Here is an 18281-nt window from a genome sequence, read left to right as displayed (position 1 = left end):
GCCGCATCATAGTTAATCAAGGTTAAACATGACTGCCGTCGTCGAAGCGCGGGCGGCAAACAGGGATCGCGGAAAGCCGTTCCATTTCGCGGCTGCCAAGGCTAGGGGCATCTGCATCATGACTGTGTCCGATATCGTCCGCACCGCCGCTCAGGCGTCCAAGGCCTGGCCCTATGAAGAAGCGCGCAAGCTGCTGAAGCGCTACCAGAATGGCGCGCCTGAAAAAGGCCATATCCTGTTCGAAACCGGCTATGGCCCGTCGGGCTTGCCGCATATCGGGACCTTCAACGAAGTGTTGCGCACGACGATGGTCCGCAACGCCTATCATGCGCTGTCGGACATACCCACGCGCCTGATCGCGTTCAGCGACGATATGGACGGGCTGCGCAAGGTGCCGGACAATGTGCCGAACCAGGCGATGCTGGCCGAACATCTCGGCAAGCCGCTGACGCAGGTGCCCGACCCGTTCGAAAAGTTCGAAAGCTTTGCGCACCATAATAATGCGATGTTGCGCGACTTTCTCGACCGCTTCGGCTTCGACTATGAGTTCGTCTCGGCCACGGATCGCTACACGTCCGGTGCGTTCGACGATGCGCTCAGGAATGTCCTGCGTCATTATCAGAACATCATGGACATCATGTTGCCGACCCTGCGCAAGGAACGGCAGGCGACCTATTCGCCCGTGCTGCCGATTTCCGCCAAGAGCGGCATCGTTCTTCAGGTGCCGGTCGAGGTGCTGGATGCCGACGCCGGCCTCGTCCGCTTCGAGGATGAGGGCGAGATCGTCGAACAGTCGATCCTCTCTGGCGGCGCGAAGCTGCAATGGAAGGTCGATTGGGCGATGCGCTGGGTCGCGCTGGGCGTCGACTATGAAATGGCGGGCAAGGATCTGATCGATTCCGTCACACAGTCCTCGCGGATCTGCCGCGCGCTCGGCGCTCGTCCGCCCGAGGGCTTCAACTACGAAATGTTCCTGGATGAAAAGGGAGAGAAAATCTCCAAGTCCAAGGGCAATGGCCTCAGCCTCGAACAATGGCTGACCTACGGGCCGCAGGAAAGCCTGGCCTTTTACGCCTATCGCGAACCGAAGAAGGCCAAGCAGCTTCACATGGGCGTGATCCCGCGCGCGGTGGACGAATATTGGCAGTTCCGCGGTAATTATCCCAACCAGCCGGTAGAGCAGCAACTCGGCAATCCGGTGCACCACATCCATGACGGCAAGCTGCCGCAAGGAAAGCTGCCCGTGACCTTCGGGCTGCTGCTCAATCTGGTCGGCGTGATGGGGGATGCCAGCCGCGAGCAGGTGTGGGGATATCTGCAAAATTATGTTCCCGGCGCCAGTGCGGAGACCTACCCTGAACTGGATGCGCTGATCGGGCATGCGCTGGCCTATCATCGCGATTTCGTCGCGCCGACGCTGAAGCGCCGCGCTCCCGAAGCCAATGAAGCGGCCGCCCTGCGCAGGCTGGACGAAGAACTGGCGGCTTTGGGTGATGGCGCGACGGCGGAGGACATCCAGAATATCGTCTATGCCATCGGCAAGGACGAAGCCTTCGGCTTTGCCGAACTGCGCGACTGGTTCAAGGCGCTGTACCAGACATTGCTGGGTGCTGATCAGGGGCCACGGATGGGAAGCTTCATTGCGCTCTATGGCATCGGCAACAGCCGTCGCCTGATCGCCGAAGCGCTGAGCTGACCTACGGGAACATTAACAGCAGGTGAGCGTTCCTATTCTGGTCCACCCCCTTTCGGACTGATGGCGTGCCCTGCGCGCGTCATCGGCCGCGCCCGCTCGGAGACGGGCGGCGCGGCCAAGGGGCTTTTCCACAATTTGGCTGACCTGTGTAGGCGCTGCGCGTCCTGGCCTATCTTCGTCTCTGGACGCTCGTCGCTCACATGAAAACGGCTCCGGACTTTCGCCCGGAGCCGCTCGTCATGCGTGATACTGCCGATTACCAGAAGAAGCCCCGATGGACCTCCATCACGCGGCCGCTGCGGACATTGACCAGCAGCACGTCATTATAGTGCCTTACCCAGCGAAGATTGGGGTTGCCCGGCCGCGACAGGCGATAACGATAGGGGTCGCTGATATAGTAGCGGGAATTATAGTAGCTCGGGCGCAGCTGCGATCCGACTTCCCAGCGATTGTAGCGGAACGGCGCGCGCCAGTTGCCGCCGCGATAGACGTCGCGGTGCGAACGGCGATAGTCGCGCCAATCTTCGCGCAATTCCTGTCGCGCGTCGCGGACATCGCGGCGTTGTTCGCGCACGTCGTGGCGTGAGCCGTAGCGGCGTGCATCACGCAGCTCGCGCTGTTCCTGACGCAGTTCCCGCGCACTGTCGCGTACCTCGCCGCGCGACTGGGCCATGACGGCGCCTGGCATTGCGGTCGCTGCGATAAGGCCGAGGATGATCAACTTACGCATATATCTTCTCCCATCAGCTTGGCGGCCCTGAACCGGTGAGGGATCAAACTTCTTTCCCCGATGACCGGTTCCGCCACCAACAGGCTGCTTATGCGCCCCGTCCGCTGAACCTTCAGGGAATGAGGTAGTCAGGAATCAGACATTTATGTCGCAACTTGTATCACCGCTATGAACCGCGGCTTCGGCTTCAGGCCGTCCAGCGGCGCTCGCGAAACCATTTGGTGACGACATATTTGATGCCGCTTTCGACGGGCCGCGCGGCGTGCAGGCTCATCGGGTTGGGAGCGCCGTCAGCCTTCATGTTGTTCCAGATGAGGATTATGCCTTCCACCGGCGGCACCATGAATTCGCAATGGGGAAAATGCGTCTCTCCGCCAGCCGCGACGGGGGAAAGATAGATCATCGCCGTCCAACTGCGCTGTCCCCCTGTCTTCATCATTGCGGGCCAGTAGCTGGCGGTGACCGGGAAATAGTCGCAATGCGCCTTATATTCCTGGCCCGTTGCATAGCGCTGACCCTGCAGGGTTTCGCCATTTTCGGGCGGCAGTCCGGTCAGTGCGCAGATCCGGTCGCTGATGCTTTTGACGAGCGGATCATACGGGCTCAGATTGCAGCTGTGGCTGGTGCGGTAATCCGCGTTCGCGCTGCCGGAGAAGAGGGTCGAAGGCTGCGCATCCGCATCGATCAGCGTGCGCAGGGCCTCGCACTCCTCGGCGCTCAGAAAGCCGTGCCGCCCGTAAATCTCCAGATCGGGCGCATCGATCCGGCTGACCATGGGATTGCGGTCCAGCTTCGCCCGCACGGTGTCGCCGATCTTCGCCCTTATGGTGGAGGCGGTGCCGCCATCATCGATCATGTCCGTCATGCCTGCTTCCTGCCGCCGCTGATGAGCGGGTGCAAATGAAAACGGCCCGGCGCGCCTGGCGCCGGGCCCAGATGATGTCCGCCGGACGATCTCCAGCTTACCAGAAGAATTCCGGGATCACGTCCACGACATAGCCGTCCCGAATATCGACGAGCAGGGCATCGTCATAATAGCGGATCCAGCGCAGCGTCCCATAAGCGGGGGGCAGGCGGTACGACCATGGATCATCGATCCAATAATTGTTCGCGAACAGCAGGCTGTTCAGGAATATGCCCACCGACACGCGGCTGTAGCCATAATCCCAACCGCGCGGGGCATAATAGCGGCCGATGCGATAGCGGTCGCCATAACGCGCCCGGTAGCCGCGCCAGTCATAGCGGCGGTCCTGCCGCCAGCCATTGTCCCAGCGCCGCTGGCTGCTCCAGCGGGTGCGATCGTCGAAGCGACGCGGGCCGGCCAGGGTGCCGCGCCAGTTGTTGCCGCTGTCGAGCCTTCCGCTCGGCCGGTAGCCGTTCCAGTCGGGGCGCCGCTCGACGCGATTGTCGCGCCAGTCGGGCCGGTCCCCGCGCCGATCATCCCGCCATTGCGGACGCTCGCCGACAGATCTTTCCCTGATGCGGGCATCGTTGCGCCATGCATCGCGGGCCGCATCGGTGCGGACGTCGCCGCTGCCCCTCCATTGGCGATCGGTCTGCTGCGGAACGGCTTGAGCGCGAACACGATCATTGGCCCGATCGCCGCCACGGTCCTGCCAGCGCTGCGTTGCCGCCCGGTCGCCGCGCATGCCGCCGTCCCCGCGCTGGCCATATTGCCCGCCATCCCGGGATGCCCGGCCATCGGCGCGGCCCGATTGTTCGCCGCCGCGATCGCGGCCGCCATCCTGCCAGCGTTGGGCATATGCCGGAGCAACGCCGCCCAGCACCGTGGCGGTCATCAGGCCCGCCAGCATCATCTTCCTCAACATGATCTTTGACTTTCCAAAAGGGGCGCCATGCCCCGCATGTTGCCCTTTTATGTCCCCCGCCATGTCGCGAGGCTGAACTTGTTCGTCAGCGATCAGAAAGAATCTTCTATCATGAAGATGGATAATGGAGCCAGGCGGGCAAAAATCCGTTATGCAGCTAGAAAATAGATCAACTGCTGTCGTTGGCCTTAAAAGCTGATCTAGATCAGTGCGCGGCTTGTTAACAGCTTTTAGGAACGACGAGTGAAGAGAACGTCCAGTGCCGGCCGTGTCCGACAGGCCCTCCGTGATGCCACCATGGCGAATCACCAGCGCGTGGACGAAATTTATTCAGACTTCTCGCTTGGTTCACCGGCTGAATATGCCGCTTTCCTGAAGGCGCATGCCCGTGCCCTCATGCCGCTCGAAAAGCTGGCTCAACCGGATTCGCCACGCTTGCCCCAGCTTGTCGAGGATCTTGCGGTCCTGGGCGAAGCGCTGCCCGAACCGCTCGCTGCTGAAGCAGGTGTAAGTGAAGCCTTTCGCTGGGGCGCTCTCTATGCCCTCGAAGGTTCGCGCCTGGGTGGTGCCATGCTGGAGCGGCAGGTGGCTCCCGGACTGCCGCGCGCTTATCTGAAGGCCGGGCACCGCAACGGCAGCTGGATCGCATTTCAGCAGGCGCTGGACGCGGCGGCCGATGGCGGCGGGCAGGAATGGATCGACAGTGCGGTGCAGGGCGCAGAGACTGCCTTCGCGCTCTTTGCCGCGGGCGCCGCGGCGGAGCGCCTGAACAATGGCTGAGCGCACGGACGCGGATGACGCGAGCTTCGCGGTCGACATCAACAATTGCGATCGCGAACCCATTCATGTGCCCGGCACCATACAGCCTTTCGGCTTTCTGATCGCGGTAACGGCCGACTGGCTTGTCTCACGCGTTTCGGCAAATTGTGAAAAGTTCATCGGCCTCGCGCCTGAGCAGATGCTCGGTAAGCCGATCAACGATATTTTCAGCGCCGACGCCATACATTCGTTACGCAACCGCATCACGTTGCTGCGTGGTCCCGACGCGGTCGAGCGGATATTTTCGCTGGTCCTGATCGATGGCATCAAGCCGTTCGACATTGCGGTGCATTTTTCCGGCTCGCTGGTCGTCATAGAGGCGGAGCCCGCCTTCGCGGATGAGATGGAGGCCACCAGCATGGTACGCTCCATGGTTTCGCGGCTGGCCCAGACGGACAGCATGGCGGCCTTCCTGCGTGATGGCGCGCGACAGGTGAGGGCGCTTACGGGCTTTGACCGGGTCATGGTCTATCGCTTCGCCGACGGTGGAGATGGCGAGGTCGTGGCCGAAGCGTTGCGATCAGGCATCGACAGCTTTTTCGGGCTGCACTATCCCGCCTCGGACATCCCGACCCAGGCCCGGGCGCTTTATCTGCGCAATATCTTCCGGGTTATCGCGGACGTGAAAGCGGCGCCCGTTCCTGTCATCCCGACGCTCGATCCGTCCGGCGCCGCGCTCGACATGTCGCTCAGCCTGCTGCGCGCGGTGTCGCCGATCCATATCGAATATCTCGGCAATATGGGCGTTGGCGCCTCGCTCTCCATCTCGATCATCGTCGAGGGACGCCTGTGGGGCTTGTTCGCCTGCCACCATTATGGGCCGCGCCTCCCCACCTTTGCCCAACGCAGCGCGGCGGAGTTGTTCGGGCAGATCTTCTCCATGATGCTGGAAAGCCGGGAGCGGGCCGAAACTGCGGAATATGAGGGCAAGGCGCGGCAAGTGGCCGATCGCCTGATGTCCGCCGTGGCGCAGGATCATGATCTGCTGTCCAACGCCCGTTGGCTCGGCGACGTCATCTTCGACACCGTGCCCGCAGACGGCGTGGGCGTGTATATAGATGGGGAGATGACGCTTGCCGGGCTGACGCCCGACCGGTCCGCTTTCACGGCCATCGTGTCGATGCTCAATCGCGCAGCGGCAAGCCAGGTCTTCGCCACCGATTGCCTCAGCGGGATCATGCCCGAGGCGGCGGCCTATGCCGATCGCGCCGCTGGCCTGCTGGCAATCCCGCTGTCACGGCGGCCGCGCGACTATGTCGTGTTGTTCCGTGCCGAACAGATGCGTTCCGTGCGCTGGGCGGGCAATCAGGAAAAGCATATCGAATATGGCCCCAACGGGCCGCGTCTCTCACCGCGCAAGAGTTTCGAGGAATGGTCGCAACTGGTGAAGGGCACCTCCGTGCCTTTCACCCCGGCCGAACTGCGGGTTGCCGAGGCGCTGCGGACGGCTTTGCTGGAAGTGGTGCTGCGCCTGTCCGACTCCGCCAATGAAGAAAGGCAAAAGGCGCATGAGAAGCAGGAACTGCTGATCGCCGAACTGAACCACCGGGTGCGCAATATCCTGTCGCTCATCCGAGGGCTGCTGTCGCAGACGCGTGACAATGCGCGGTCGGTGGACGAGTTCATCGACAAGTTGGAAAGCCGGGTCCACGCGCTGGCTCGTGCGCATGACCAGATCACGGCCGACCGCTGGGCACCGGCGCGGTTGCAGGACCTGATCGATGTCGAGGCCGGGGCTTATCTCGGTGAGAAGCGTGACCGGGTCAGGCAGACGGGCCCCAATGTCCTGCTGACGCCTTCGGCCTTTACCGTCCTGGCGCTGGTCATCCACGAAATGCTGACCAACGCCGCGAAATATGGCGCATTGTCGGATGGTGGCACGGTCAGCATCGACTGGCACGTCGATGCCGATGGCAGCCTGCTGATCGACTGGAATGAAAGCGGCGGCCCGGCGGTCGTTGCGCCGACCCGCCGTGGCTTCGGTTCGACCGTCATCGAACGGTCCATCCCCTACGACCTGGATGGGAAGGCCGAGATCGCCTACCGCTTGGCTGGGCTGGAGGCGCATTTCTGCATTCCTTCGACCCATGTCGTGTCGATATTGCCTGACGTTACCGGCAGCGAAAAGACGAAGCCGCTGCATGCTCCGACGCCCGGGTTGCTGAAGGGCCGCAATGTCCTGCTGGTCGAAGATAATATGATCATCGCCATGGACGGCGAAGATGCGCTGCGGGATTTGGGTGCCGAGGTGATCACCGCCGCCAGCGTCGGGCGCGCCCGCGAGGCGTTAGCCTCGCATCGTGTCGATTTCGCGGTGCTCGATTTCAACCTCGGCAACGAAACGAGCCTGCCGGTCGCCGATCTGCTCGCGGAAAATGGCATCAGTTTTCTGTTCGCCACCGGTTATGGCGACGGGCTGGACCTGCCCGATCGCTTTGGCCAGCTCACCTTGCTCAAGAAGCCTTATTCCGGCGCCACGCTGGCGCAGGCTATTGCTCCGATGATCGGTGCGGAAAACGCCTGAGGTAGGGCGAAACGCACTGTTTCAATCCCCATGCTTGCATGGCGGGGCGCGCCACGCGATCTTCATGCCATGAAACAGCCAAGCCTTTACATACCGCATGGTGGCGGTCCCTGCTTCTTCATGGACCCAGCCGATCCGAACCGGCCTGCGAGCGATCCGATGTGGCAGTCGATGCAGGACTATCTCGCACAGATGATCGAACGCCTGCCGGAGCGGCCGCGCGCGATGCTGATCGTCTCCGCCCATTGGGAGGAGCCGGACTTCACAGTGCATAAGGGCGATCGTCCAGAATTGCTGTTCGACTATTATAACTTTCCGCCGCACACCTACTCGCTGAGCTGGAACGCGCCCGGAGCGCCAGAGCTTGCCGATCGCGTTGCGGGTCTGCTGCGGGAGGCCGGTTTTCCCGTCGCCGAGGAGCGCGAACGGGGTTGGGACCATGGCGTCTTCATCCCGATGAAGGTCGCGCGGCCACAGGCGGACATTCCCGTCGTTCAACTCTCGCTGCGGCACGATCTCGACCCTGCGGCCCATATCGCGGCGGGCCACGCGCTTGAGCCATTGCGTGACGAAGGGGTCGTGATCATCGGTTCGGGCATGAGCTTCCACAATATGCGGGTTCAGGATTCGCAGGCGAGAACGCCCTCGCTCCTGTGGCACGCAGCGCTCAACGATGCCGTCATGGATGATGATCCGCAGCGGCGATCGGCTCGGGTGGCAGCGTGGGACCAGTTGCCCGAAGCGCGCTTCGCGCATCCGCGCGAGGAGCATCTGCTGCCCCTGATGGTGGCGGTCGGGGCGGGCGGCAGCGACCCTGCCCGGCTGGACTATGACGATGCGGTGCGCGGATGGCCGGTGTCGGCCTATCGCTTCGGATAAGCGTTCAGGGACGGCGGAGCGCGGGAACCGCGCGGGCGGCGTCCTCGGGCGAAACGCCGGGCGGCGGGGCGGCTTCGACCTGCTCCTCGCCTCGCATGACCTTTCCGGCGCGCTTTATGGCGCCGCGCAGGCGGGGGTAGATGCCGCACCGGCAGATGTTGGTGATGGCGGCGTCGATCTCCTCGTCGCTCGGGTCGCTGTTGCGCTTCAGCAGCACGGCCGCCGTCATGAGCACGCCCGGAATGCAATAGCCGCACTGTGAAACATTGTCGGCGGCGAAGACCTGCTGCAATGGATGCCCCCGGTCGGGGGACAGCGCCTCTATCGTGGTGACGAAACGGCCTTCGGTTTCCCTGATCGTGACCTGGCATGACCGCACGGCCTGGCCATCTATATCGACGGTGCAGGCCCCGCAGTCGCCCGTTCCGCATCCATATTTGGTGCCGGTCAGGTTGGACGCGTCACGCAGCGCCCATAGCAGGGGCGTGTCGGGGTCCATGCGATATTGAACCGGGCGGTCGTTCACCGTGAACTTGGTCATGACGCCTCTTCCGCCTCCGCTTCATGGTACAGCACTTCGTTGCGGATATGTATGATCCGCGATGCCAGACGGATTTCCTGGATGAAAGTGCCAAAGGCAGCAGCCTGCAGCAGCATCGACAGACTGAAAAGGATCGCGATCAGCGTGCCGAGATGCGCGCCGAACAGATTGCCCGCGAACAGCAGGATGACCACCAGGCAGACCGCGCCAGCGGATATTACCGTCAGGAAAATGGCGCTGTTGACGACGCTCATCCTGCGGTCGAGCACCCGGATTTCCGCCACCATCCGGTCATGTTCCCGGCCCCGGCTGATCAGGATTTTGCCTTCCAGCAAACGCGCGCGGTCGATGATGCGCGCGAGCCGACCCACGCAAACGTTGAGGAAGGCGCCGATGCCTGCCAGCAGGAACACCGGCGCGAGCGCCAGTTGGATCGTCTGCGCGACCTGGGAAACCTGCGGAAGGGAGTTCATCGTCTGTCTGTCATCCTGTCGACAAACCAGCGCACCAGCAGGAAAATGACAAGGGCTGAAAGAGGCGCGATCCACAAAATGTGAGCCGCATCATCCTTGCGCCCACAAGATTGCGCATCGCCGCAGTCACCGATCACCGAACCGACGAATACGATGGCGGAGAAGCCAAGAAATGCGATCCCCGCCAGGCAGCCGCACACTCCGCCAAGAATGCGCGGCCGATAGCCTCCGTCCTGATTCAGGCGGCGCCCTTGGCGGGCGTGTTGATGCCCATCGACTTCAGATATTGTTTGATGTTGCGTGCTGCCTGCCGCAGCCGCTGCTCATTTTCCACCATGGCGATGCGGACGAAACCTTCGCCATCCTCGCCATAGCCTACACCCGGAGCGACAGCGACCTTGGCATGGGTCAGGAGCTGCTTGGAAAATTCCAGGCTGCCCATCTCCTTGAGAGCAGGCGGCAGCGGGGCCCAGGCGAACATCGACGCCCTGGGCGCGGGGATTTCCCATCCTGCGCGGCCAAACGCCTCCACCATCACGTCGCGGCGCTTGTGGTAGAGTTCGCGGTTCTTCTGGACGATGTCCTGCGGTCCGTTGAGCGCAGCACAGGCCGCCGCCTGGATCGGCGTGAACGCGCCATAGTCGAGATAGGATTTCACCCGCTTAAGCGCAGTGATCAACTGCCGGTTTCCGACCGCGAAGCCGATCCGCCAGCCAGCCATGGAATAGGTCTTGCTGAGCGAGGTGAACTCCACCGCGACATCCTTCGCGCCCGGCACCTGAAGGATGGAGGGCGTCGGATTGCCGTCATAATAAAGTTCGGAATAGGCAAGGTCGGATAGGATCCAGACCTTGTTCTCCTTCGCCCAGGCGACCAGCCGCTCGTAAAAGGCGAGGTCGACCGTCTCGGCCGTCGGATTGCTCGGATAGCCGACGACCAGGATCGAGGGGCGCGGCACCGTGAAGGCCATCGCCCGCTCCAGCGACTTCCAATAATGTTCGTCCGGCGTTGTCGGCACCGACCGGATGGTCGCGCCCGCGATGATGAAGCCGAACATGTGGATCGGGTAGCTGGGATTGGGCGCCAGCACGACATCGCCGGGCGCGGTGATCGCGGTCGCGAGGCTGGCGAGCCCTTCCTTCGACCCCATCGTGACCACGACCTCGGTTTCGGGATCGAGTTCGACGCCGAAGCGGCGGCCGTAATAATTGGCCTGCGCCCTGCGGAGCCCCGGAATGCCCATCGACTGGGAATAGCCGTGCGCGCTCGGCTTCTGCGCGACTTCGACCAGCTTGGCGATGACATGGTCGGGCGGCGGCAGGTCGGGATTGCCCATGCCAAGGTCGATAATGTCCTCTCCCGCGGCTCGCGCGGCGGCCCGCATCGCATTGACTTCAGCGATGACATAGGGCGGCAGGCGCTTCATGCGGTAGAATTCTTCGGACATTATAGGGCTTTCCTGAAAGGTCTCCATGAGGGATAGTGCGGCCTGCACTTTCGGTGCGGCGCGCCTTGGCTATAGCCCGCAAGGCGGCCTCGCGCCAGCGAAAGCGGCGGATGTCAAGGATGCCAGGAGGAGGAGAGTGGCCATGAAAGCGCAGGACCTCAACGAGCCGCATCTTCCGACGCTGGAGCAGATGCAGCAATGGACGCAAGTGGTGGGCCGGGCACAGCAGCTCTTGCTGGAGCAGGCCGCCGGGGCCACGGGCCGAGCGCTCCCGTTCGACCCTGACGCCGTCGCTCGCATCCAGACCGGCTTTGCCAATGAAGGGCTGGCGCTCTGGCAGCGGTTCCTCGATTCGGGCGGCGTGCTGCGCGATGAGCCCGACGCGCCTCCACCCGAGAGCCCCGCCGCGCGCAAGGATCGCCGCTTCGCCGATCCGGCCTGGACCAAGCACCCTTTCTACGACCTCATCCGGCAGAGCTATCTCTTGCTGTCGGATTATCTGTTAAAGCTCACCGATGCGGTGGACGGGGTCGATCCCAAGCAGAAGGCGAAGCTGCGCTTTGCCGCCAGCGGCATGCTGGATGCAGTCGCGCCCAGCAACTTCCTGCTGACCAATCCGACCGTGATGGAAAAGACCCTGCAGAGCGGCGGCGAAAATCTGGTCAAGGGCCTGCAACATATGCTGGCCGACCTGGAAAAGGGGCAGTTGACGCAAACCGACGGCACGGTTTTCGAGCTTGGCCGGAACATCGCGGCGACCCCTGGCAAGGTCATCAAGGAAACGCCGCTTTACCAGCTGATCCATTATGCGCCGACCACCGAACAGGTGCTTGAAACGCCGCTCGTCATCTTCCCGGCCTGGATCAACCGCTTTTACATCCTCGATCTTTCGCCGGAAAAAAGCTTCGTCAAATGGGCGACGGATCAGGGGATCAGCGTTTTCCTGCTGTCCTGGAAGTCGGCGGATGCGTCGATGAAGGATCTGCTGTGGGATGATTATATCGTCCATGGACAGATCGACGCGATCGACACGGTGCGGGAACTGCTGGGCGTGCCGAGCGTCCATGCGATCGGCTATTGTGTGGCGGGCACCACGCTCGCAGCGACGCTTGCCCTGCTCGCCGCGCGCGGTGAAGCGGAGAAGGTGGCGAGCGCGACCTTCTTCACCGCGCAGGTCGACTTTACCGAAGCGGGCGACCTCGGCCTGTTCGTCGATGATGAGCAGATGCAGCTGATCGACCAGCTTTCGGCCGGGGGCTTTCTGGACGGGCGCTACATGGCCGCCACCTTCAACCTGCTGCGCGGCCGTGACCTCATCTGGAATTATGTGGTCAACAATTACCTGCTGGGGCAGGATTATCCGCCGTTCGACCTGCTCTACTGGAACGGCGACACCACCAATCTTCCGGCGCGCTGGCACAAAAATTACCTGACCCAGCTTTACCGCGACAATCAGTTGATCAAGCCCGGGGCGCTGACCGTCGATGGCACGCCCGTCGATCTCAGCAAGGTGCAGACACCGGTTTATGTGCAGGCGGGGCGGGAAGACCATATCGCGCCGCCTGAAAGCGTGTGGAAAATCACATCGCACTTTTCGGGGCCGATACGCTTCCTGCTCGCGGGATCAGGCCATATCGCAGGCGTGGTGAACCCTCCGGCTGCGCAGAAATATCAATATTGGACCTGCGACGAGTTGCCGGGCAGCCTTGCCGATTTCGTGGCGGGCGCGAAGGAAACGAAGGGCAGCTGGTGGCCCGACTGGATCGAATGGATTCGGTCGCTTGGCGATTCGACGGTGCCCGCCACGGGTGCCCGCATCCCTGGCGACGGCGCGCTCAAAGCCATAGAGGATGCGCCCGGACGCTACGTCAGAGAGCGTTAAGCCCCTGCATTTGCTGGGAGTGGAGACATTGCCTCCCAGCTCCTCCGGACTTTTGCTGCACTGCACAAAATATTCTTGCGTCAAAGCTGCGTCCTGTGTATTGTGCACTGCAGCAACGGAGAATGTTCGAATGGCAGTGACTCCAAAGCCCTCTCGGCAAAAGGCCGTGGTTAAGAAATCCGCTTCGACGCTTTCGGCGGCCGAAGCATTGAAGGCCGCGGAAAGCGCGGTCGGCTCCGAACCTAAGGCCGCTCCGGCAAGCAAGCCGGCAACGCCAAGGAAAGCTGCGGTCAAGAGCAGCGCCTCGGCTGATCCGGTCGCGATCATCGCTGCCACCACGGCGGCCGATGCTGCGCCCGAACCGGCTGCGCCGCCGCGGATCGAACCCGTGCCTGATGCGCCTGCGCCGCTGGTTGAAGAAACCGCTGCACAAGTTGAACCAATCAAGAGCCTTTCGTCCGAGGCCGGGCCGGTAGAGCCCAAGACGCTGCCTGCCACAGAAGGAACCAAGATGATGAACGACGTGATTGAAACCGGTAAGAAGTTCGCTGAAGAGACCAAGGCCAAGTTCGAAACGGCCTATGCCGACTTCAACGTGAAGGCCAAGGCTGGCGTCGAAAAGTCGACCAAGGCGATCGAGGAACTGAGCGATATCGCCAAGGGCAATGTCGAAGCGCTCGTCGAATCGGGCAAGATCGCGGCCAAGGGCATTGAGACCATGGGTCAGGAAGCGGTCGACTACAGCCGCAAGAGCTTCGAAAAGGCGACTGCCTCGCTCAAGAGCTTCTCCACCGTCAAGACGCCGACCGAATTCTTCCAGCTGCAAAGCCAGCTTCTGTCGAGCAGCTTCGACGAGCTGACCAAGGAAGCCGCCAAGAACAGCGAAGCGCTGATCAAGCTGGCAGGTGAAGTGGCCCAGCCGCTTACCGCACGCGTCACGGTCGTCACCGACAAGGTGAAGTCGCTCGCGGTCTGATCTGCGATCGAACTTCAAAAGGAAGAACAGGCTCCCGCCGCTGTGGCGGGAGCCTTTTTTCGTGGTTACCGCGTCCGGTAGCGCGATGACTCGCCATCTGCGCCCCTTGCCTTGACGTCCGGAATCGCCATATTCTCACCCGTCATGAGCAGCATCAGCACATATAGGGAGAAGATGGCCGGCCGGGACCAGGACGACCAGGGCGAAGGCCCGGGCGGTCCCAATGTCGGCATCGCCACGCGCACCCGCGCGCGCACCAAAAAGCCGTCTCTCTACAAGGTGTTGATGCTGAACGACGATTACACGCCGATGGAATTCGTCGTGCACGTCCTCCAGCAATTCTTCCGCATGGATATGGAGGAAGCGACCCGCGTCATGCTTCACGTGCACCAGCGTGGCGTCGGCGTGTGCGGCATCTTCAGCTATGAAGTGGCGGAAACGAAGGTGAACCAGGTGATGGATTTCGCCCGGCAGAACCAGCATCCGCTGCAATGCACGCTGGAAAAGGCCTGAGCTTCCGCTTCGGCAGGGGCTGATCGGCCTTATGTCCTGTGGCGCTACGGGGGCCCGCAGCGCCTGGCATGGTTATCATATTTTAAGGATGGATCGCTAGGCAGGCATCGTCATGTCTGCCGCTCTTCGTTCCCCATCTCCCAGACTGGCGCCGCTGATTGCCGGTGTTGCTTATTTCACGATCGCGTCGGTGGCCCTGCTTTGCTCCCGCTTCGAAGGCGGCATCGCGTTCATTTGGGCTGCGAACGCCTTGTTGATGGCCGAACTGCAGACGTCGGAGACACGTTACTGGCCGCGTGCGATCACGGCATGCGGCATCGCCAGCATCCTTTCGACGGCCTTGTTCGGCATGGGGCCGTGGGCGGCCGCTCCGATGGCGATCATCAACATAGCCGAATCGCTGATCGTCGCCATCCTGTGCCGCCGCTTCATTCCCGTTCATCTGAGTGACGGGTCCAGGCGCTCCCTTCTGGTCTTCATCTTCGCGCTTTGTATTCCCGCCAACATCGTCGCCGCGACAGGGGCGGCTCTGGTTGCGTCGGTGCTTACCCCGGTCTCGTTCGGGGCGTCCTGGCTGCAATGGTATAGCGGGCATATTCTGGGCGGCCTGGTCTGCACGCCGATCCTGACGATGCTCCTGCAGGGGCAGGTGAGCGAATGGCTTGGCGAAACGTCCGGCCGGAAGAAGTTGGAGGTGCTATGCCTTCTCCTGCTCTTCTCGCTCGTCGCCGTTCATGTCTTCTTCTTCGCCCGTTACCCGCTTCTGTTTCTGCTGGTGCTGCCGCTGGTCACGATCGCCTTTCGCATCGGTTCTTTGGGTGCCGCGGCCTCCATCGTGCTGCTCGCGCTGATTGGCGGAGGGGCGACCATGACGGGCCATGGACCGATCGCCCTGATCAGCAGCGACATTGGTGACCGCACGCAACTGTTCCAGCTGTTCCTAGCCCTGAGCTTCCTGCTTGCCATGCCGCTCGCCGCCGAACTGAACGGCCGCCGCCGCCTTTTCCAAACGTTGCAGGCGAGCGAGGCGCGTTACCGCGCCATTGCCGAACATAGCGGCGATGTGGTGTTGAACATCAGCGTCGATGGCATCATCCAATATGCGTCACCCTCGGCTGCCGAGCAGATCGGCTGTGCGCCTGCCTTGCTGGTCGGCCGCGCGGCGGAAATCGTCGTGGATCCTCAGGACCGGGCGGAGGTGAACGGGGCGCATCAGCGCGCGCTGGCGCGGCCGGGGGATGTGCAGACGGTCGAATTCCGCCCTGCTGCTTTCACCGACGGGGCCGACTGGTGCGAAATGGTGACCCGCGCCATGCTGGACGAACAGGGGCTGCCCACGGGCGTCGTCAGCACGATTCGGGACATGTCGCGGCACAAGGCGCGTCAGCGGGCGCTGCAACGGGTTGCGGCGGTGGATACGCTGACCGGGGCGGACAGCCGCTGGGCCTTCCTGGAAAAGCTGGACCAGGAAATCCAGCGGGTCGCGCGCGGCGCCCAGGCTTGCCTGCTGCTGATCGACATCGATCATTTCAAGTCGATCAACGATCGATATGGCCATGGTGTTGGGGATCAGGTGCTTTCCAGCTTCGTGGAACGGCTGCGGCCGGGCCTGCGCGGCGGCGACAGTATCGGCAGGCTGGGGGGCGAAGAGTTCGCCATCCTTCTGACCGGCGCCGACATCCAGCGGGCAAGCATGGTGTGCGAACGGCTACGGGACATGGTTTCGAAGCGGCGGATCAGTACGGTCGGCTGCGAATCCGTCATCGTCACCTTCAGCGCCGGGCTTGTGGAACTGAAGGGCAGGGCGGACCGGGCGGAGCTGCTCGACGCTGCGGACAAGGCGCTCTACCGCGCCAAGAACAGCGGACGCAATTGCCTGCGGCTTGCCGCCTGACTTTCCCCATTCCCGCGTCCGCCATGCCTTGAAACAAGCTCATATTTATACAGATGATATGTTGTAACTTCATCTGGTCTGGCCTATGTAGTGGCCACCATGCCGATCAGCATCCGCTCCAGCCTTTTGAATGGCCGCCTAGACCGCGTCGCGATCGCGCTATCGGGCCTGTGCGTTGCGCATTGCATCGGCACCGCCGTGTTGCTCGGTCTTCTCGCTTCTGCGGGGGGCATTTTCGAAAATCCGCTGTTCCACGAGGTCGGCCTCGTGCTCGCGATCATGCTGGGCGCGATCGCGCTCGGTCATGGCGCTATGAAGCATGGTTTCATGATGCCCGCCGCGATCGGATCGCTGGGCCTTGGCATCATGGCCGGCGCGATGACGCTCGACCATGGCTGGCAGGAAAGCGCCTATACATTGCTGGGCGTTGTGACGCTCGCCCTCGGCCACGATCTTAATCACCGCGCCGGACGCTAGAACATTTTCAATGCAGATGGCCTCACTTGCAGGCCCGAAAAATGCGTAAATTCAGGTCTGCTCGGATATGGTTGAGTAGGACCTGATCGACGGGCAGAAAAAAAGGGGGCGATCTGCCCCCTTTTTCCATTCACTCATGCATTCCGCTCAGAAATGCTTGCGATCCACATGATGCTCGCCCTTCACCCAGCGGACGGTGCCCGTGCTCGCGCGCATGACGACGCTGTCCGTGGTCAGCTTGCCGCCCGGCAACCGCTTCACACCTGCCAGCAATGACCCATCGGTCACACCGGTCGCTGCGAAAATACAGTCGCCTTTCGCCAGTTCCTTCAGGTCATAGACCTTGTCGAGATCGGTGATGCCCCATTTGAACGCCCGCGCGCGCTCGTCATCGTTCCGGAACAGGAGCTTGCCCTTGAACTGCCCGCCGACGCAGCGAAGCGCGGCGCAGGCGAGCACGCCCTCGGGCGCGCCGCCCGATCCCATGTAGATGTCGATGTTGGTTTCAGGGTTGGTGGTCGCGATCACACCGGCCACGTCGCCGTCCGGGATCAACATGATGCCGCACCCGATCGCGCGCAGCTCCCCGATCAGTTTCTCGTGGCGGGGCCGGTCGAGAACGCAGACGATGATCTCGTGGGCATCGACGCCCTTGGCCTTCGCCACGGCCTCGACATTTTCCTTCACCGACTTGTTGAGGTCTATGATGCCGTCGGGATAGCCGGGACCTACCGCCAGCTTTTCCATGTAAACATCAGGAGCGTTCAGCAGGCCCCCTTCTTCCGAGATGGCAAGCACCGCAAGGGCATTGGGCCCGGCCTTCGCCGTGATTGTGGTTCCTTCCAGCGGGTCGAGGGCGATGTCGATCTTCGGGCCGGAGCCGATCGCGTTGCCGACCTTCTCGCCGATGTAGAGCATCGGCGCTTCGTCGCGCTCGCCCTCGCCGATGACCACGGTGCCATCCATGTAGAGGTCGTTGAATGCCATGCGCATCGCTTCGACAGCGGCAGCGTCAGCCGCCTTTTCGTCGCCGCGTCCAATCAGCTTCGAGGCGGCGATGGCGGCCGCTTCGGTGACACGCACCATCTCAAGCACCAGGACACGATCGAGAACTGAGCTAGCCTGCACCATGATAATCCCTCTGCTGTCTCTTTGTGATCAGCGCGATAGGAGGTCCTCCTTGGCTTGTCGACCCATCCAGCGGACATGATCCCGCTTTTCGCGGCGCCAATGCAACGGAAGGTCGTCTGCGGCGTTGGGCGGGCTAATCAGGATAAAGGGTCGTGATGATGATCGCCGCGCTGCTTGCCGCCAGCTTTGTTCAACCTGCAATCATCACGGCGCAGCATAGGGTACATGGTTCAGCACCGTGCCTGGCGTCTCCGCAACTGTGCGCTTCGGGATCATCCCCATCGGCGCGGCTCAAGGGCGACGCCATGGCTCCAGGGCCCGATAACAAGATGAGCGCCTACCGCTTTGACGCGCGCCCCTGCCGGATAATCGGCAACATGGGCTGCCCAAAACAAGCGCGGTTGCGGCTGTTCCGCTTGGGTGAACCTTTGCGCGATACGCTCATGCGCAGCTTCGGGCCGCGTTGACGC

The 18281-nt window shown here is 62.4% G+C and carries 18 protein-coding genes; 10 read left to right on the top strand and 8 right to left on the bottom strand.

What is annotated here, in order from left to right; all coding sequences use genetic code 11:
- Positions 1 to 118 precede the first annotated feature (118 nt).
- Positions 119 to 1696, top strand: a complete 1578-nt coding sequence (locus NCHOL11_RS11335) for a lysine--tRNA ligase (RefSeq protein WP_097092906.1) — start codon at positions 119 to 121, stop codon at positions 1694 to 1696.
- 256 nt (positions 1697 to 1952) lie between these two features.
- Here NCHOL11_RS11335 and NCHOL11_RS11330 read toward each other — a convergent pair whose 3' ends face one another.
- The 3 genes from NCHOL11_RS11330 to NCHOL11_RS11320 form a co-directional block, all read right to left on the bottom strand.
- A complete protein-coding gene (locus NCHOL11_RS11330; RefSeq protein ID WP_097092393.1) occupies positions 1953 to 2426 on the bottom strand; it encodes an RcnB family protein in 474 nt (157 codons plus the stop codon).
- Between the two features lie 187 nt (positions 2427 to 2613).
- Positions 2614 to 3291, bottom strand: a complete 678-nt coding sequence (locus NCHOL11_RS11325) for a 2OG-Fe(II) oxygenase (protein WP_097092392.1) — start codon at positions 3289 to 3291, stop codon at positions 2614 to 2616.
- A 97-nt stretch (positions 3292 to 3388) separates the two neighbouring features.
- The gene (locus NCHOL11_RS11320) at positions 3389 to 4255 is read right to left on the bottom strand and encodes an RcnB family protein (RefSeq protein ID WP_255254776.1); all 867 of its coding nucleotides are present in this window, start codon (positions 4253 to 4255) and stop codon (positions 3389 to 3391) included.
- Positions 4256 to 4552: 297 nt separating this feature from the next.
- On the opposite strand from NCHOL11_RS11320, the gene NCHOL11_RS11315 reads away from it, so the two are divergent.
- The 3 genes from NCHOL11_RS11315 to NCHOL11_RS11305 all read left to right on the top strand — a co-directional run bounded on the left by NCHOL11_RS11315 (position 4553) and on the right by NCHOL11_RS11305 (position 8477).
- Positions 4553 to 5035 carry a biliverdin-producing heme oxygenase gene (locus NCHOL11_RS11315; RefSeq protein ID WP_097092391.1) on the top strand — a complete coding sequence of 161 codons (483 nt, stop codon included), beginning with the start codon at positions 4553 to 4555 and terminating at the stop codon, positions 5033 to 5035.
- Entirely contained in the window at positions 5028 to 7598 is a 2571-nt protein-coding gene (locus NCHOL11_RS11310; protein ID WP_097092390.1) for an HWE histidine kinase domain-containing protein, read from the top strand. The genes NCHOL11_RS11315 and NCHOL11_RS11310 overlap by 8 nt, the downstream gene beginning before the upstream one ends.
- 69 nt (positions 7599 to 7667) lie before the next feature.
- Positions 7668 to 8477, top strand: a complete 810-nt coding sequence (locus tag NCHOL11_RS11305; protein ID WP_097092904.1) for a DODA-type extradiol aromatic ring-opening family dioxygenase — start codon at positions 7668 to 7670, stop codon at positions 8475 to 8477.
- Positions 8478 to 8481: 4 nt separating this feature from the next.
- On the opposite strand, the gene NCHOL11_RS11300 is transcribed toward NCHOL11_RS11305, so the two are convergent.
- Genes NCHOL11_RS11300 through NCHOL11_RS11285 form a run of 4 tightly spaced genes read right to left on the bottom strand, consistent with a single transcriptional unit; the run spans position 8482 to position 10938 of the window.
- The gene (locus NCHOL11_RS11300) at positions 8482 to 9018 is read right to left on the bottom strand and encodes a (2Fe-2S)-binding protein (protein WP_097092389.1); all 537 of its coding nucleotides are present in this window, start codon (positions 9016 to 9018) and stop codon (positions 8482 to 8484) included.
- Positions 9015 to 9491 carry a DUF2721 domain-containing protein gene (locus tag NCHOL11_RS11295; protein ID WP_097092388.1) on the bottom strand — a complete coding sequence of 159 codons (477 nt, stop codon included), beginning with the start codon at positions 9489 to 9491 and terminating at the stop codon, positions 9015 to 9017. Before NCHOL11_RS11295 ends, NCHOL11_RS11300 begins: the two co-directional genes overlap by 4 nt.
- Positions 9488 to 9691: a hypothetical protein gene (locus tag NCHOL11_RS18395; RefSeq protein ID WP_097092387.1), complete on the bottom strand. Its 204-nt coding sequence runs from the start codon at positions 9689 to 9691 to the stop codon at positions 9488 to 9490. Before NCHOL11_RS18395 ends, NCHOL11_RS11295 begins: the two co-directional genes overlap by 4 nt.
- Before the next feature lie 38 nt (positions 9692 to 9729).
- Positions 9730 to 10938 (bottom strand): LL-diaminopimelate aminotransferase, encoded by a 1209-nt coding sequence (locus NCHOL11_RS11285; protein ID WP_097092386.1) that lies wholly within the window; start codon positions 10936 to 10938, stop codon positions 9730 to 9732.
- 142 nt (positions 10939 to 11080) lie between these two features.
- On the opposite strand from NCHOL11_RS11285, the gene NCHOL11_RS11280 reads away from it, so the two are divergent.
- The 5 genes from NCHOL11_RS11280 (at position 11081) to NCHOL11_RS11260 (ending at position 16680) form a co-directional block, all read left to right on the top strand.
- Entirely contained in the window at positions 11081 to 12820 is a 1740-nt protein-coding gene (locus NCHOL11_RS11280) for a PHA/PHB synthase family protein (protein ID WP_097092385.1), read from the top strand.
- A 130-nt stretch (positions 12821 to 12950) separates the two neighbouring features.
- A complete protein-coding gene (locus tag NCHOL11_RS11275) occupies positions 12951 to 13796 on the top strand; it encodes a phasin family protein (protein WP_097092384.1) in 846 nt (281 codons plus the stop codon).
- Between the two features lie 144 nt (positions 13797 to 13940).
- Positions 13941 to 14309 (top strand): ATP-dependent Clp protease adapter ClpS, encoded by a 369-nt coding sequence (gene clpS, locus NCHOL11_RS11270; protein WP_176502233.1) that lies wholly within the window; start codon positions 13941 to 13943, stop codon positions 14307 to 14309.
- A 112-nt stretch (positions 14310 to 14421) separates the two neighbouring features.
- Positions 14422 to 16203 (top strand): sensor domain-containing diguanylate cyclase, encoded by a 1782-nt coding sequence (locus NCHOL11_RS11265; protein ID WP_097092382.1) that lies wholly within the window; start codon positions 14422 to 14424, stop codon positions 16201 to 16203.
- A gap of 99 nt (positions 16204 to 16302) precedes the next feature.
- Positions 16303 to 16680, top strand: coding sequence for a MerC domain-containing protein (locus tag NCHOL11_RS11260; protein WP_097092381.1), 378 nt, complete (start codon positions 16303 to 16305; stop codon positions 16678 to 16680).
- Positions 16681 to 16827: 147 nt separating this feature from the next.
- Here NCHOL11_RS11260 and glpX read toward each other — a convergent pair whose 3' ends face one another.
- Positions 16828 to 17811, bottom strand: coding sequence for a class II fructose-bisphosphatase (gene glpX / locus NCHOL11_RS11255; RefSeq protein ID WP_097092380.1), 984 nt, complete (start codon positions 17809 to 17811; stop codon positions 16828 to 16830).
- Between the two features lie 152 nt (positions 17812 to 17963).
- On the opposite strand from glpX, the gene NCHOL11_RS11250 reads away from it, so the two are divergent.
- The gene (locus tag NCHOL11_RS11250) at positions 17964 to 18278 is read left to right on the top strand and encodes a hypothetical protein (protein ID WP_141397853.1); all 315 of its coding nucleotides are present in this window, start codon (positions 17964 to 17966) and stop codon (positions 18276 to 18278) included.
- Positions 18279 to 18281 lie beyond the last annotated feature (3 nt).

Source organism: Novosphingobium sp. Chol11, assembly GCF_900218065.1.
GTDB lineage: Bacteria > Pseudomonadota > Alphaproteobacteria > Sphingomonadales > Sphingomonadaceae > Sphingobium > Sphingobium agri.
The sequence above is the reverse complement of the archived record's forward strand: the minus strand, read 5'-3'. Positions and strand labels throughout refer to the sequence as shown.